A 15,169-nucleotide genomic window follows, 5' to 3' on the forward strand; every position below is an offset into this window, starting at 1 on the left:
TAAGGAGAGTGTCGCGATGAAGTCAGTGGGCGTGATCGGTGCCGGCCAGATGGGCGCGGGCATTGCGCAAGTGTCGGCGGCGGCGGGCTATTCGGTCAAGCTGGCCGATGTCTCCGCCAAGCGGGCCGAAGCGGGCAAGGCGGGAATCGCCAAGGCGCTCGACCGGCTGGTGACCAAGGAAAAGACGACTCGGGCAGACGCCGATGCGCTGCTGTCGCGGATCGAGCCGGTCGGCAGCCTCTCCGCCATGGGGTCGTGCGAATTGGTGATCGAGGCCGCGACCGAACGCGAGGCCGTCAAGCGCGCGATCTTCGAGGAGGTCGGCAAGGGGCTATCCGACACCGCGATCCTGGCGACCAATACCTCCTCCATCCCGATCACCCGGCTGGCGCAGGCGGCACCCGATGCGGGGCGGTTCGTCGGCGTGCATTTCTTCAACCCCGTGCCGGTCATGGGGCTGATCGAGTTGATCCGGGGTCTCGCCACCTCGGACGAGACGGTCGCCAGGGTCGAGGCGTTCGCACAGGAACTGGGCAAGCGCGTGGTGCACGCAAACGACGCGCCGGGCTTCATCGTCAACCGCGTATTGATGCCGATGATCAACGAGGCGATCTTCGCACTGGGCGAAGGCGTGGCGACCATCCCCGATATCGATGCGGCGTGCCAGTTGGGGCTCAACCATCCCATGGGCCCGCTGACGCTGGCGGATTTCATCGGGCTCGACACCTGCCTGGAGATCACCCGCGTGCTGTTCGAGGGGACCGGCGATCCCAAATTCCGCCCCGCCCCGCTGCTCATCAAATATGTCGAGGCGGGCTGGTATGGCCGCAAGACCAAGCGCGGCTTCTACGACTATACGGGCGCGGAGCCCGTCCCGACGCGTTGAGCCCCCGATCCTCCCCATCCAGGATGGGGAGGATGGACCGTCAGACGTGCCGGGGTCGCAGTATCAGACCGATGGGCGGGTGCGACGGATCGTCTGCGGACGGGTGGACGCAAGCGCGCGGAGCAGGCGTGCGCGCTCGCGCGGGACGCTCGCCATCACGGTGGCGAGGGACTGGGCGCGGATATGCGCGCGGAACATGGTGCGGGTCATGGCGGACCTCCTTCGGGTTCATATGGTCGAGCCCGGCGGAAGGTCGGCGAGGAACGGCTTTTAGCGGGCCGCTATCGGCGACCCCGTCAGGCCCGTCAGACGGTCGGCAAAGACGTGGACGCCGAAGCGTCTACTGTCCTCGTCGCCGGACAAGGGACTAGATCGGGGCATTATGATCCTGTTGTGTTGGTCGGCCACGCTGGCGACCGACAGGGCGCGCCATAACGCCCTGTCGCGCTGGATCAACCCCGAATGGGCGTCAGGCGATCAACAACCCCGCCAGCGCCGCCGACATCAGATTGGCCAGGCTCCCCGCGATCAGCGCGCGGATGCCGAGGCGCGCGATGGTCGGGCGCTGGTTGGGGGCGAGGCTGCCCGTCACCGCCATCTGGATCGCGATCGAGGAGAAATTGGCGAAACCGCACAGCGCGAAGGTCACGACCGCGACGGTGCGCGGCGACAGCTGCCCCGCCTGCTTGCCCAGGTCGATATAGGCGACGAACTCGTTGAGCACGATCTTCTCGCCGAACAGCCCGCCCGCGATCCCCGCCTCGTTCCACGGCACGTTGAGCAGCGCCATGATCGGCTGGAACACATAACCCAGCAGCGCCTGGAAGCTGAGCCCCGGAATGCCGATCAGATTGCCCAGGCCGCCGAGCAACCCGTTCGCCAGCGCGACCAGCGCGACGAAGGCCAGCACCATCGCACCGACCGCCACGGCCAGCTTCACGCCGGTCTGCGCGCCTTGCGCGGCCGCCATGATGATGTTGGCGGGCTTTTCCTCGTCATGCGTCGCCTCGGCCAGCGCGATCTTCTCGTCCTCGATCACATCGCCCAGCGGCAATTGCCCCGCGGGCGGTTCGATCCGGTCGGGCATGATGATCTTGGCCATCAGGATGCCGCCGGGCGCCGCCATGAAGCTGGCCGCGAGCAGATACTCGATCGAGATGCCCATTGAGGCATAGGCCGCCAGGATCGTGCCCGCCACGCCCGCCATGCCGCTGGTCATGACGGTGAAAAGCTGCGCCGGGGTCAGCCCGGCCAGATAGGGGCGAATGACGAGCGGCGATTCGGACTGGCCGACGAACACATTGGCGGCGGCGCACAGCGATTCGACCTTCGACACACCGATCACCTTCTCGATCGCGCCGCCCAGCCAGCGCACGACCAGCTGCATGATCCCCAGATAATAAAGGATCGACACCAGCGCGGCGAAGAAGATGATGACGGGCAGCGCCTGGATCGCGAAATTCCGGCCCAGCGGGTCGGAGGCCAGCGCCCCGAACAGGAACTTCGTCCCCTCATTGGCATAGCCGAGCAGCCCAGCCACGCCGCCCGACAGCCATTGCAGCACCTTCTTGCCCCAGGGGACATAGAGGACGAGCACCGCAATCCCGGCCTGCAATGCGAAAGCCGCGCCGACGACGCGCGGGCGGATGGCGCGGCGATCGGTGGAGAGGGCAACCGCGATGCCCAGAATGACAAGAATACCCGCGATACCGATGGCGAAACGATTCATGCGCGCTGCTTAACTGGGCCGCTTTGGGGCGGGTGGTGGATATACGCGGCCCCCCGGCTGCGCGGGGGTGCACCATAAGCATGGTGAAGCATGACCGCCATAGTTTTGATCGGGTGGCGAAATTCCTCCCCTGCAAGGGGAGGGGGACCATGCGCAGCATGGTGGAGGGTTGTCGCCCTCTCGATAGCGGGACACCCCTCCGTCAGCGCTGCACGCTGCCACCTCCCCTTGCAGGGGAGGAATTGCGTCAGCCCGTCAGCCCCGCCGCGGTCGCCAGTCCCAGGAACGCCAGGAACCCGATCGAATCGGTCGTCATCGTCACGAACACCGACGACGCCACCGCCGGGTCGGCATCGAATCGATCCAAAGTCACCGGCACCAGCACGCCCGCCAGCCCCGCGACCAGGATATTGGTCATCATTGCCGCCGCGATCACCATGCCCAGCGCCGGATTGGCGAAGACGAGGCTGACCCCCACCCCGATCACCGCCGCGACCGTCACGCCGTTCATCATCGCCACGCGGATTTCGCGCATGATCGCGCGGGCGGTGTTCGACTGGGTCAGCTGGTTCGTCGCCAGCGCGCGCACCGTCACCGCCAGCGTCTGCGTCCCCGCATTGCCGCCGACCCCGGCGACGATCGGCATCAGTGTCGCCAGCGCCACCATCCGCGCGATCGTCCCCTCGAACGCGGCGATCACCGAAGAGGCGACCATCGCGGTGATCAGGTTGGCGAGCAGCCAGCGGACGCGGCTCTTGTAACTGTCGAGGATCGGCTCGTTGATGTCGCCCTCGCCCGCACCCGACAGGCGCAGCACGTCCTCGCCCGCTTCCTGCTGGATGATGTGGACGATATCGTCGACCGTGATCATGCCGACCAGCCGCCCGCTGCCATCGACCACCGCGGCCGAGATCAGCGCATATTTCTGGAAGCGCAGCGCCACCTCTTCCTGGTCCATGTCGACCGGGATCAGCGTCTGCTCGCGCTTCATCACATCGCCGATCACGATCTGGCCCGGCGCGCGAAGAATCCACGAAAGCTGACAGGTGCCGATCGGGCGGTGGCCGGGATCGACGACGAAGATTTCCCAGAAATCGGTGGTCAGTTCCTCGTCGTCGCGCAGGAACTCGATCGTCTCGGCCACCGTCCAATGCTCAGGCACCGCGATCAGCTCGCGCTGCATCAGGCGGCCGGCGGACTCCTCGGGGAAGGACAGCGCCTCCTCGATCGCAGCGCGATCGTCGGGGTCGAGCGCGCGCAGCACCGCGCGCTGCTCGTCCTCGTCCATGTCCTCGATGATCGCCACCGCGTCGTCGGTGTCGAGTTCGGAGGCGATGTCGGCGACTTCATGCGGTTCGAGCGCCTGGATCAGCTGCTCGCGCACATAGTCGTTCATCTCGGCGAAGACGTCGCCGTTCAGCAAATCCGCGACCGCACGCGCCAGGTTGACGCGTTCCTCGTCCCCGACCAGCTCGAACAGGTCGGCGATGTCGGCGGGGTGCAGCGGCTCGACAAGCGCGCGCGCACCCTCGTCGTTGCCCGCCTCCAGCGCGTCGAGCACGGCCGTCACATATTCGGGCTTCAGCCGGTCGTCCTCGTCCAGCTGCGTCTCGGGCAGCGGCGTCTCGGTTTCCAGTTCGGGGAGTTCGGTGTCGCTGATCTCGGCCTCCCTCGATCGTGGATGAACGCGGTGTCACGCCTCTATAGAGAGGCGCCTGGATTTGCCAGCGGGCACAGGAATCCCTACCTGCGGGGCATCAACCAAGGAAGACCCTTATGGCCGAGACTTTTTCCAAGCTGACCCTGACGCTCGACAGCGGCGATGTCGTCATCACCCTGCGCCCCGACCTCGCGCCCGAGCATGTCGCGCGCATCGGCGGGCTCGCCAATGAAGGCTTTTACGACGGCGTCGTGTTCCACCGCGTGATCCCCGGCTTCATGGCGCAGGGCGGCGACCCCACCGGCACCGGCATGTCGGGTTCGGACAAGCCGAACTTGAAGCAGGAATTCAACGCCGAGCCGCATGTGCGCGGCACCTGCTCGATGGCGCGGACCAACGACCCGAACTCGGCCAATTCGCAGTTCTTCATCTGCTTCGACGACGCGCGCTTCCTCGACCGCCAGTACACCGTCTGGGGCCAGGTCGAGAGCGGCATGGAGCATGTCGACGCGCTCCCCAAGGGTGAGCCGCCCCGCAATCCGGGCAAGATCCTGAAGGCGACCGCGGAGTAATCTTCCCGCGAACCGGATGGTTTTGAAGGGGAGTCTCGAAAGAGGCTCCCCTTTTTCGTTGCCCCCCGGCAGAGGCTTCACAAATCCTCCCCTGCAAGGGGAGGAATTGTGAGTATTACGAATCGCGAAAATCCGGCCGCCGCCGCTCCATATTCGCCCGCACCGCCTCGCGGTGATTCGCGCCCTTCATCAGACCTACCTGCTCGGCGCTTTCCATCGCCAGCATCGTCGCCGGTTCGGTGGTCGCCATCGCGCCGAACAGTCGCTTGGCGCTGCGCACCGCATCGGGGCTGCGCTCGGCGATCCTGCGGGCGAGCGACAGCGCCTCGGCCCTCGGGTCCTCCGCCAACCGCGTGACGAACCCCGCCGCCAGCGCCTCAGCCGCATCGAATTCGCGCGCGGTATAGACCCATTCGCGCAATATATCCTCGCGCACGCCGGGCCACAGGGCGAAGCCGCCCATGTCGGGAACGATCCCCCAATGCACCTCGCGGATCGCGAAGCGCGTCCTGGGGTGCGCGATCCGGATGTCCGCGCCGGCCATAATCTGTGTCCCGCCGCCAAAGGCGACGCCGTGGACCGCCGCAATCACCGGCACCGACAGCGTCCGCCAGCCCCACGCCGCCTGCTGCACCAGATTCGCCGGGTCGAAGTCGCGGGCCGACAGGTTCAGCCCCGCCAGATCGCCCCCGCCATCGCCGCCATGTCGAGGCCGGAGCAGAACCCCTCCCCTTCCCCCGACAGCACGACGGCGCGCAGGTCGGTGCGGGCCGCGAGAGTCGCGATCGCCTCGGCCAGCGCATCGAACATCGCACGGTCGATCGCGTTCAGCTTCTCGCCCCGCGCCAGCCGGACATCGGCAACGCCGCCCGCCACCTCGATGGCCACCCGGTCCCGCATATCGCTCTCCTTTTGCACTGGCTTTGCGCTCGTGTAGACCATCGGACCATGGGGTTCGATATGGAACGCTTCGTCGCGATGGGCGGCCTGGGCGGCGGGCATGGCCGGCATCTGGGGATCGCCTATCACGCGCATGGGCAAGACTGGGCGGAACTCGCGCTGCCCTATGACCGACGGCTGATCGGCGATCCGGCGAGCGGGGTCATCGCCTCCGGCCCGATCGTCGCGATGATGGACATGGCGACCAGCGTCGCCGTCTGGCTGAAGCGTGGGCGCTTCGAGGCGCATGTGACGCTGGACCTGCGCGTCGATTATCTCCGCCCCGCAGTCCCCGAGCGGACGGTGATCGGACGGGGCGAATGCTATCGCATCACCCGCAGCGTCGCCTTTGTCCGGGGCATCGCGCATGACGGCGATCCGGGCGATCCCGTCGCGCATGTCGCGGGCACCTTCATGGGGATGAAGCCATGAGCGCGCCCCGCACCGCCATCGGGCAGGCGATGGTCCTGCCACCCTATGCGGAATTGCTCGGTTGCTCGATCGACTGGGTGGATGATGCTCCGCACCTGGTCATGCCGTTCGGCGACCATGTCATGGGCTGGCCCGGACTGCTCCAGGGCGGGGCGATCGCGGGGCTGCTGGAGGTGGCGGGGATCGCCGCGCTCACCCATAGGCTGGCCAGCGAGGGCGGCGGCCGGATCAAGCCGGTGACGGTGACGACCGATTATCTGCGCACCGGCCGCGATCACCCGACGCGCGCGGTCGGCACCATCCTGCGCCTCGGCCAGCGGGTCGCCAATGTCGAGGCGACGGCGTGGCAGGAGGATCGCGGGAAACCGATCGCGACCGCGCGTCTGAACTACCGCATCTTGCGTGGCTGAGGCTTGGCCAAAGCGCGCTTGATCGCGGCATCGGCGACCGGGGCCATGGCGGCATAGCCCGCCGCATTGGGATGCACGCCGTCGGTCCCGAATGCAGGGTTCAGCGCGTCGCCAACGTGCAGGACCGACCAGTAATCGGCATAGGTCGCGCCAATGCGGGCCGCGTAATCCTTCGCCCATGCATTCATCGCGGCGATGCGCGGGGCAGGCTTCACGCCGGGTTTCCATTCGAAGTGATCGGCGGGCGGAATCGAGGCCAGGATCACGCGGATGCCGTTGGCCTGCGCCAGCTCGACCATCGACATGATATTGCCCTGCACCTGCGCATCGGTCGTGGGGCCGGTATTGCCCGCGATATCGTTGGTGCCCGCCATGATCTGAACCACCGTCGGATGCAGGTCGATCACATCCTGTCGAAAGCGGAGCAGCATCTGCGAGGTCGTCTGCCCGCTGATCCCGCGTCCGACCCGCCCGGGGGTGAAGAATTGCGGCATCTTGCCGACCCAGCCCTCGGTGATCGAATCGCCCATGAAGACCACGCGCGGCTGTCCGGCGACGGGCGCGCCGAGCTTCGCATTGTCGTCCCGGTAGCGCGCCAGATAGGCGAAGTCGTTGTGCAACCGCTCTTCCCATTCGCGCGCCCAGCGCTGGCCGTCCGTCTCCTTCTGTTGCGCAGAGGCGGACGTGGCGAGGGTCAGCACCAACAATGCGGCCAGGGACAGGCGGCTCATGGGCGCAGCTCCGCCGCGGTCGCGGTGACGTTCCAGCCACGAAGCGTGACGCTCGGCTTGTCCGCCTTGGCCGTGGGATAGCGAATCTCGATCACGCGGGTCTCTCCGGGCAACAGGGTGATGTAATTGTCGCTGAAATAGGCGGGCAGCACTTGGCTGCCGTCCGCGTTCATCACGGTCAGCTTGGTCTCGATCGCGGGGACGGTGCCGCTGTTGGTCAGGGTAATGTTGGCGATCGTCTCCTCGCCCTGCCCCTGAAGGCTGGTCGTCGCGGTGACGGTCGCCGCGCCCATCGTCGTCAGCGCACGGTAGCCCGCATCGTCCGGCGCCTGCCAATAGCTGTTGGTCGACAGGATTTGCCCACCCGCATCGCTCGCCTCCAGCCGGACCAGCACCGGCCCACGCTTCATCGCCGAGCCGAGGTCGAGGTTGAGCACCGGCGTCACCCCCTCGGCATTGGCGGCGACCTTCGCCTCCTGCTCGCCTTCGGCCCGGCCATCCAGTCCGACGATCTTGGCACGCACTTGCACGCCCTTCAGCGCGTCGCGGGTGTTGTTGACCAGGACGACGCGGTGGTCGGGCAGGTTCATCTGGACATGGATCGGCTCGGCGGCCTTCTTCACCCCGTAAAAGGCAGCGTGGGTGTCATAGTCGGATGAGAAGATCTGCCACGCCGAGGACGGCCAGGCGGGTTGCGTCATCCACAGCATCCGGCCCGAATTCTCGGTCCACAGGCCCGCATTCATCCCTTCGAAGATGGCGCGATAGGATTCATACTCCATCATCTGCGCCTTGCGCTCGAAATCCTCCAGGCCGGTAGCGGGACCGAAACGGCGTTCGAGCGCGTCGGTGAAGCTCTTCACCGCGCCATTCCCGGTCTGGTGCCAGTCATGATAGGCCCAGACATCGCCGATCGGCCAGCGATCCGCCTCGGCCGGAATGGCACGCTTCCACGCCTCCAGCGTCGGCAGCGAGGGGGTGCCGACCTCGACCGAGAAACCCTTGGCATGGTCGGTGAAATATTCGACCGGCGGCCGCCAGTTATACGGCCCCGAGCCTTGCAGGTTCACCGCGTTGGATGAGGGCATATAGAGCCTCGTCCCGTCCTCGGCGCGCAGCAGCGTGTCCAGCCCGCTATTAAGGATCGGCTGCGGCACGCCCTCGTTGCGCCCGAACCAGGCGACGATCGAGGGATGGTTGCGGAAACGGCGGACCACATCGGCGGCGTTGGCGAGGAAGAGTTGCGGATCCTCGGCCTCCATATTGTAGTCCTGGGTCGACTCCCAGAAGTCGGACAGGACCATCAGCCCATACTCATCGGCCAGATCGAAGAAACTCTCCTCGCTATTCTGGCCCACCCAGTTGCGGACGATATTCAGATGCGCGTCGCGGTGGAGGCGGAAGAACGGCTCCAGATGCGCGCGGTCGACGCGCTTCCTATAATCGTCCATGCCGATATTGCCGCCACGCGCCGCGATCCGCACGCCGTTGACGCGCAGCACGAGATAGGGGGCCAGACGCGGATCGTCGGCGACCTTCGTCACCGCCGCCGACTGGTCGCCGCCCGGGGTGAAGCTCATCGCCCAGCCATTTGCCGTCTTGCGGATACCAGCATGGCTGGTGTCCACCACCCGCTGGCTGCCGCGCACCCGGTTGAGGTCCAGCGTCACCCGCTCCAGATTGCCGTCATCGTCGAACAACGACAGGTCATAGCTGACCTGCCGCATGCCGAAGCGCAGCGCCTTCGAATCGGACAGCGCGCCATCGACCGCCGCCGTCAGCGCCAGATCGTGCAGCGCCGGATCGCCATAGCCATTGGGCCACCAGAGACGCGGATTCTTGACCGACAGTTGCGGGAACTCGGCGGGCGACAGGAGGGCGCGGATCGTCTGTCCCGGTGCCACGGTGACCGGCTTTTCGACGACCACATCGTCGAACACCGCGCGCACCGTCGTCGTCACCGGGGCCTGGCCGTTATTGGTGACGGGCACCGCGATCTCGACATCGGCGACGGAATTGTCGGGCTTGGGGAGCGTGGTGACGACCTGCGGGTCGCCCATCACCGCCGGGCCGGTCGCGGCCAGCGTCACCCCCTGCCACAGCCCGGTGTTGCGATCGCGGACCGAGGGAATCCAGTCCCAGCCCTCGGTCGCGACGAAGGTCGGGCCGTCGAGCATCTGGACGCCGCCATTCTCGCCGACGCCCGCCGTCATCGATTCCTCATGCGCGAGCCCCGGATGCGGCGGCGGCGAGACCCGCACCGCGACGGCGTTGCGCCCGGCGGCCAGCGTCACGGGGAAACGGCCACGGATGAACGCGCCCTTCATCGTCCCCGCCATCCGGCCATTGACCCACACTTCGGCCGAATAGTTCACGCCGTTGAAGGTCAGCCACATCTGCCGCCCGGCGGCCTCGGGCGGCGTATCGAACTCGGTGCGATACCAATAATCCTGCCGCGCCAGCGTCTCGGGGATGGACAGGTTGTTCAGCCCCACCGCCGGATCGGGATAGACGCCGCGATCGATCAGCGTGGTCAGGACCGTGCCCGGCACGGTCGCGGCATACCATTTGCTCGCGTCGAAACTTCCCTGCGACAGGTCCGCGCCGCCGGGGCCGACCTTGGCCGCCTCGATCAGCCGCCAGCCATTCACCGCCCATTGCCCGGTCGCGGTGGAGACCAGCGCGGGATCCTTGGGCTCGGGCCTGGCCGTGCCGCCGGTCGGGATCGGGGCCTTGGACTGGGGAAGGGTCCAGGCATCCTGCGGCGCCGTCTGCCCCTGCATCTGGCGAACCTGATAGGGCCAGTTCGGGCTGCCGGTCTGGAGGGCCATCCTGGCCGGATCGGGGGCGCGCCGCGCGGCGACGCGGATGGTCAGCGGATCGACCACCTCGCGCACCATGCGGAAGTCGATGACCTTGCCCGCGAAGACCGGCTGATAGCTTCGCGGCGCCAGCGTCGCCACGCCCGTCACCGGTTCCAGCGACAGGCCGCGCTGGACCACCTGCCGTCCGTTGACGAACAGGCGAACGACCTTCCCGTCATAGCTGGCCGCGATATGGGTCCATTTGTTGCGATCCGCCGTGCCGCCGCCCTGCACCACCCCCGCTTCGGTGACGAGCGCGGGCTGTCCGTCGACCAGCGCCAGATAGCGGCGCGGCCCCCGCGTCGGATCGCCGAAGCCGCCGATCAGCATGGTGGTGCCCTTGCCCATGACGCCGCGCGGCTGGACCCAGGCGGACAGCGTCCAGTTGGGCGTGACCACCGGTGTCTGTACGATCGCGCGGCGATAGCTGTCGCCACCCGGCGGCAGATCGGCATTGATAGGGCCGAGGGGGGTCGCGGGGGGCGTGACCGTCGGGGTGGCGGGTGCCGTCTGCGCGGAGGCGGCGAGGCTCCAGACCAGCGCCGTTATCGATGCCAGAGCTCCCATCGCTCTTGCCGCCGCCACGCTCATGCCTGCTCCCTTTTTTATCGCTGCCGGATAAAGCAAATGATTGGTCGTAAAGTCAAAGCTTCCCCGTCCTAACCCCCGAAGCGGCCGATCGCCTCATGGATGCCGGTCCAGACTTTACCGAGCTGTTCCGCGGTGATCGCATAGGGCGGCATGACATAGATGGTGTTGCCCAGCGGCCGGACGAGCAGGTTTCGCTCGCGGAAATGGGCGAGCAGCCGGGGTCCCAGGTCGGAGAGGTAATCCTGCCCCGCGCCCAGTTCGAAAGCGGTGATGGTGCCGAGCGCGCGGGGATTGCGCACCGCCCCCTCGCCGCCGACCGCCGCCAGATGCCGGGCTTGCGCCGCCGCCAGCGCGTCGATCCGGTCCTGCACGGGCTCGTCGCGCCAGATCGCCAGATTGGCCGCCGCCGCCGCGCAGGCGATGGGATTGGCGGTGTAGCTGGACGAGTGGAAGAATTGCCTGGACCGATCCGTCTCCGACCAGTGCGACTGGAAGATCGCTTCGGTCGCCAATGTCACCGCCAGCGGGACCGCGCCGCCGGTCAGCCCCTTGGACAGGCAGAGAATGTCGGGCACCACCCCCGCCTGCTCACTCGCCAGCAGCGTGCCGGTGCGGCCCCATCCGGTCATCACCTCATCGGCGATGAACAGGACGCCATGCGCCGCGCAGATGTCGCGCATCGCCGCAAGCGTCTCCGGGGCGTAGAACAACATGCCGCCGGCCCCCAGCACCAGGGGCTCGACGATGAACGCCGCCGCGCCCGCCCGGCACTCCGCCTCCAGCGCATCGAGCGTCGCCTGGGCATCGACGGGATAGGGGATGGTGCCGACATCGAACAAGAGTGGCGCATAGGGCCGGTTGAACACGCCGCGCGCGCCGACCGACATCGCGCCGATTGTGTCGCCATGATAGCTGTGTTCGAGGACCAGGATGCGATGACGCGGCTCGCCCCGGTTGAGCCAATATCCCAGCGCCATCTTCAACGCGACCTCGACCGCGGTCGAACCGGAATCGGAGAAGAAGACTCGCGTCAGCGCCTCAGGCGTGATCCGCACCAACTCGGCCGCCACCTCTTCGGCGGGCTCGTGGGTCCATCCCGCGAAGATGACCTGGTCGAGCCGGTGCGCCTGGTCGGCGATGGCGGCCGCGATGCGCGGATGGTTATGGCCGTGCGTCGTCACCCACCAGCTGGAGATGGCGTCGATCACCTCGAGCCCGTCAGCCGTGGTCAGCACCGCGCCGCTCGCGGAGGCGACCTTGGGGATCGGCTCGCCCAGTCCATGCTGGGTAAAGGGATGCCAGACAGGCGAGGTCATCGGAAATCCCTGGCATCGAAGTTCGCGGCGAAGGCCTGCGCCAACGTCTCGCGGTTGAGATTCGCCAGACGCGGCAGGCGACCGAGCCGTTTCACGCCACCGATCGCGGCGATCGTCGCCTCGCTATCCTCGACCGCATCCCCGACAAAGGCGATGCCCAGAACGGGTACGCCGCGCGACCGCAACGCCTCGATCGACAAGAGGCTGTGGTTGATCGTCCCCAGCCCGGTCCGGGCGACCAGCACCACCGGACGCTGCCAATGGGCGAAGAGATCGGCGAACAGCATGTGTCGCGTCACCGGGACCAGCACGCCCCCCGCCCCTTCCGCCACCAGCGGCCCGTCGACCGGCGGCAGGGCCAGCCGCTCCATCTCGATCGTCACACCGTCGATCTCGGCGGCGCGGTGGGGGGAGCAGGGCGTCTTCAACCGATAGGCCGACGGCAGGACCGGACGCCCGCTGAGCGCGGCGACCGTCTCGGCATCGCCATGCCCCTGCTCGTCGGTGCCTGCCTGGACAGGCTTCCAGTAACTCGCCCCCAGCGCGCCCGTCAGCGCGGCGGAGAAGATGGTCTTGCCGATCTCGGTATCGGTGCCCGTGACGATGACGGCGCTCATGCCAGAACCTCTTGTAACGCTTCGTCGAGCGCGATGATGTCCGCCTCCTCGACATTCAGGGTGATGGACAGCCGCAACCGGGCCGAACCCACCGGCACGGTCGGCGGGCGGATGCCGCGTATGTCATAGCCACGCGCCTGCAACGCCTCGGCGGTGCGCATGGTGCGGCCATTGTCGCGCAGGATCAGCGGCAGGATCGGAGTGCCCTGCGCCGCGACGCCGTGCTTCGACAGCCGCTCGCCCGCCAGCGCGATCCGCTGGTGAAGCGCGGCGCGGCGCTCGGGCTCGTCGGCCAGGATTCGCAAAGCCTCCCGCACCGCACACGCCATCAGCGGCGAAGGAGCCGTGGAGAAGATGAAGCCCCGCCCGCGATTGACCAGATAGTCGCGCAACAGTGCCGACCCGGTGACCAGCGCGCCCTCGCACCCCATCGCCTTGCCACAGGTATGAAGCGTCACCACCCGCTCGCCGGGTATCGCCAGCCCTTGCCCGCGATCGCCGAAGACGCCGGTCGCGTGCGCCTCGTCGACGATCAGCATCGCGTCATGCCGCTCGGCCACCGCATGGAGCTCCGCCAGCGGTGCGGTGTCACCGTCCATGCTGTACAGGCTCTCGGCCGCGATCCAGACGGTGCCTTTCCCGCCCCGCCCGCGCCAGTCGCGGATCGCGGCGTCGAACGCATCGGCATCGTTATGCGCCGCCGCCACATTGTCGGCGCGCGACAGCTTCATCCCCTCATGCATGCTGGCATGGACCAGCGCGTCATGGACGATCAGGTCGCCCCGTTGCGGCAGCGTCGCGAGAAGCGTGGCATTGGCGGTATAGCCCGACGAGAAATAGAGGCTCGCCTCCGCCCCGAAGAATGTGGCGGCTTCGGCCTCCAGCGCCTGATGCTCCGGGCGATTGCCGCGCAACAGGCGCGATCCGCCCGAGCCGACGGGGACGCCCTCTTCCATCGCTCGCGCAATGGCGGCGGCAAGGCGCGGGTGGTGCGCCAGGCCGAGATAGTCGTTGGAAGCGAAGTCCTTGCCGCTCTGCGAGGCCAGCCCCCGCAATCGGTCCCGCGCGGCCAGTCGGGCCAGATCGGCGCGATGAAAGTCCAGCATGGGGCTTCCCTACCCAGCCAGGCTGAGGAGCGGAACCTTATTTATGAAGGAATCGGGTGGCCTTCGACTGCGCTCAAGCTGAATGGCCGCTTGGATGTGCGGCCCAAAGGACTTCGCTCCGTTCAGCCTGAGCGAAGTCGAAGGCCACTCCCGAACGCCTAGCTCAAACCGGTTCCGCCAGAGTCACGATCGAAACCCCCGGCGTCATCGGCACGCGCCCGACCAAGTGCCGCTCCAGCCGGAAGATCGCCTCGAACGCCTTGTTGAGCGGCGCGGGGGGCGGCGAGTCGTCGCTGTCGTCGCGGCCACTGATCCGCCCCGCGATGCGCGCGGCGGCGGCCAGCGGGAACAGCAGCGAGTTGAAATAGCCGAGCTTGTGGGGTTTCAGCCCCGCCTTCTCGATCGCCGCGACCAGGGTCGTCTTGGAATAGCGACGATGGTGATGGTTCACCACGTCATGCGCCGACCACATCCATTGATGCGCCGGCACCGCGATCAGGATCTTGCCGCCGGGCTTCAGGCACGACTTCATCGCGGCGAGCGCGGCGACATCGTCCTCGATATGCTCGACCACGTCGAGCACCGCGATCAGGTCATAGCCGCCCCGCTCGATCCCCGGCAGTTCGGGAAGCGGCGCATCGCCGACCGGACGGCCGAGCCGCTGGGATGCGATCGCGCGCGCGGCGGGATCGATCTCGATCGCGTCGACCGTGCCGAAGCTGGCCAGCATCGGCAGATTGTGCCCGGTGCCGCAGCCGATCTCCAGGATACGCGCATCCTTGGGCAGCTTGCCATAGCGATCGAGATAATCGGCCAGGATGTCGCGGCGGGCGCGGTACCACCAATGGGTGGAATCATGCGCGGCCATGCGGTCGTAAACGATACGGTCCATGAACTTATCCGAAGACCCATTGGCGGTTGAGCGCGAAGGTCGCGATCGGCGTGATCGTGACCACCGGGATCAGCGCGACCCAGGGTGGTTGATGCAGGAGCCCGGTTGCGATCCAGGTGAAGAGCGCATTCAACGCAAGGCCAAAGCCCTGCACCACCAGGAATTTCAGATGTTGCTTGCCGCTGGAATCGCGGGTGCCGTGCCCGCGGAAGCTCCAGGCGCTGTGCAGGAAGAAGCCGAAGATCACCGCGACCAGAAAGGCCGGAGGAACGGCCAGCACGGCTTGGCTGTGCGGCAGCACCCAGGCGGTCAGCGGCAGATAGACCGCCGAATAGACGACCGTCGACAGGCCGCCCGCAATGCCGAAGCGGATGATCTGGCCCAGCATCCCGCTGGACCGCCATCGATCGATCTGGTGCTGAAG

16 protein-coding genes are annotated in these 15,169 nt (G+C 67.2%); 4 read left to right on the forward strand and 12 right to left on the reverse strand.

Annotated elements, in window-relative coordinates; all coding sequences use genetic code 11:
* Nucleotides 1-16 precede the first annotated feature (16 nt).
* A complete protein-coding gene (locus ACWPWT_RS04105) occupies nucleotides 17-886 on the forward strand; it encodes a 3-hydroxyacyl-CoA dehydrogenase NAD-binding domain-containing protein (RefSeq protein ID WP_454278682.1) in 870 nt (289 codons plus the stop codon).
* Nucleotides 887-949: 63 nt separating this feature from the next.
* Here ACWPWT_RS04105 and ACWPWT_RS04110 read toward each other — a convergent pair whose 3' ends face one another.
* The 3 genes from ACWPWT_RS04110 to mgtE all read right to left on the reverse strand — a co-directional run bounded on the left by ACWPWT_RS04110 (nucleotide 950) and on the right by mgtE (nucleotide 4,275).
* Nucleotides 950-1,096 (reverse strand): hypothetical protein, encoded by a 147-nt coding sequence (locus tag ACWPWT_RS04110; RefSeq protein WP_261268362.1) that lies wholly within the window; start codon nucleotides 1,094-1,096, stop codon nucleotides 950-952.
* A 259-nt stretch (nucleotides 1,097-1,355) separates the two neighbouring features.
* Complete coding sequence (locus ACWPWT_RS04115) at nucleotides 1,356-2,615, reverse strand: NupC/NupG family nucleoside CNT transporter (protein WP_454278683.1); 1,260 nt, start codon at nucleotides 2,613-2,615, stop codon at nucleotides 1,356-1,358.
* Between the two features lie 247 nt (nucleotides 2,616-2,862).
* A complete protein-coding gene (gene mgtE, locus ACWPWT_RS04120; RefSeq protein WP_454279881.1) occupies nucleotides 2,863-4,275 on the reverse strand; it encodes a magnesium transporter in 1,413 nt (470 codons plus the stop codon).
* Between the two features lie 116 nt (nucleotides 4,276-4,391).
* Here mgtE and ACWPWT_RS04125 point away from each other — a divergent pair, with 116 nt between their 5' ends.
* The gene (locus ACWPWT_RS04125; protein WP_261268364.1) at nucleotides 4,392-4,847 is read left to right on the forward strand and encodes a peptidylprolyl isomerase; all 456 of its coding nucleotides are present in this window, start codon (nucleotides 4,392-4,394) and stop codon (nucleotides 4,845-4,847) included.
* A 115-nt stretch (nucleotides 4,848-4,962) separates the two neighbouring features.
* Here ACWPWT_RS04125 and ACWPWT_RS04130 read toward each other — a convergent pair whose 3' ends face one another.
* Together ACWPWT_RS04130 and ACWPWT_RS04135 are read right to left on the reverse strand one after the other, a co-directional pair.
* Nucleotides 4,963-5,481, reverse strand: a complete 519-nt coding sequence (locus ACWPWT_RS04130) for an enoyl-CoA hydratase-related protein (protein ID WP_454278684.1) — start codon at nucleotides 5,479-5,481, stop codon at nucleotides 4,963-4,965.
* Nucleotides 5,482-5,516: 35 nt separating this feature from the next.
* A complete protein-coding gene (locus tag ACWPWT_RS04135) occupies nucleotides 5,517-5,747 on the reverse strand; it encodes an enoyl-CoA hydratase-related protein (RefSeq protein WP_454278685.1) in 231 nt (76 codons plus the stop codon).
* A 60-nt stretch (nucleotides 5,748-5,807) separates the two neighbouring features.
* On the opposite strand from ACWPWT_RS04135, the gene ACWPWT_RS04140 reads away from it, so the two are divergent.
* Together ACWPWT_RS04140 and ACWPWT_RS04145 are read left to right on the forward strand one after the other, a co-directional pair.
* Nucleotides 5,808-6,218: a PaaI family thioesterase gene (locus ACWPWT_RS04140; protein ID WP_454278686.1), complete on the forward strand. Its 411-nt coding sequence runs from the start codon at nucleotides 5,808-5,810 to the stop codon at nucleotides 6,216-6,218.
* Entirely contained in the window at nucleotides 6,215-6,628 is a 414-nt protein-coding gene (locus ACWPWT_RS04145; protein ID WP_454278687.1) for a PaaI family thioesterase, read from the forward strand. Before ACWPWT_RS04140 ends, ACWPWT_RS04145 begins: the two co-directional genes overlap by 4 nt.
* Here the strand turns inward: ACWPWT_RS04145 and ACWPWT_RS04150 are convergent.
* From ACWPWT_RS04150 to ACWPWT_RS04180, 7 genes are all read right to left on the reverse strand, one after another.
* Nucleotides 6,607-7,359 carry an SGNH/GDSL hydrolase family protein gene (locus tag ACWPWT_RS04150; protein ID WP_454278688.1) on the reverse strand — a complete coding sequence of 251 codons (753 nt, stop codon included), beginning with the start codon at nucleotides 7,357-7,359 and terminating at the stop codon, nucleotides 6,607-6,609. The genes ACWPWT_RS04145 and ACWPWT_RS04150 overlap by 22 nt on opposite strands.
* Nucleotides 7,356-10,814: a glycosyl hydrolase 2 galactose-binding domain-containing protein gene (locus tag ACWPWT_RS04155; RefSeq protein WP_454278689.1), complete on the reverse strand. Its 3,459-nt coding sequence runs from the start codon at nucleotides 10,812-10,814 to the stop codon at nucleotides 7,356-7,358. Before ACWPWT_RS04155 ends, ACWPWT_RS04150 begins: the two co-directional genes overlap by 4 nt.
* A gap of 68 nt (nucleotides 10,815-10,882) precedes the next feature.
* Nucleotides 10,883-12,130: an adenosylmethionine--8-amino-7-oxononanoate transaminase gene (locus ACWPWT_RS04160; RefSeq protein ID WP_454278690.1), complete on the reverse strand. Its 1,248-nt coding sequence runs from the start codon at nucleotides 12,128-12,130 to the stop codon at nucleotides 10,883-10,885.
* The gene (bioD, locus tag ACWPWT_RS04165; RefSeq protein WP_261268371.1) at nucleotides 12,127-12,747 is read right to left on the reverse strand and encodes a dethiobiotin synthase; all 621 of its coding nucleotides are present in this window, start codon (nucleotides 12,745-12,747) and stop codon (nucleotides 12,127-12,129) included. The genes ACWPWT_RS04160 and bioD overlap by 4 nt, the downstream gene beginning before the upstream one ends.
* Nucleotides 12,744-13,853, reverse strand: a complete 1,110-nt coding sequence (locus tag ACWPWT_RS04170) for an 8-amino-7-oxononanoate synthase (protein ID WP_454278691.1) — start codon at nucleotides 13,851-13,853, stop codon at nucleotides 12,744-12,746. Before ACWPWT_RS04170 ends, bioD begins: the two co-directional genes overlap by 4 nt.
* Nucleotides 13,854-14,016: 163 nt before the next feature.
* On the reverse strand, nucleotides 14,017-14,745 hold the full coding sequence (locus ACWPWT_RS04175) for a class I SAM-dependent methyltransferase (RefSeq protein WP_261268373.1): 729 nt from the start codon (nucleotides 14,743-14,745) through the stop codon (nucleotides 14,017-14,019).
* A 4-nt stretch (nucleotides 14,746-14,749) separates the two neighbouring features.
* Nucleotides 14,750-15,133, reverse strand: coding sequence for a GtrA family protein (locus ACWPWT_RS04180; RefSeq protein WP_261268649.1), 384 nt, complete (start codon nucleotides 15,131-15,133; stop codon nucleotides 14,750-14,752).
* Nucleotides 15,134-15,169 lie beyond the last annotated feature (36 nt).

Source organism: Sphingomonas sp. Marseille-Q8236, assembly GCF_965112005.1.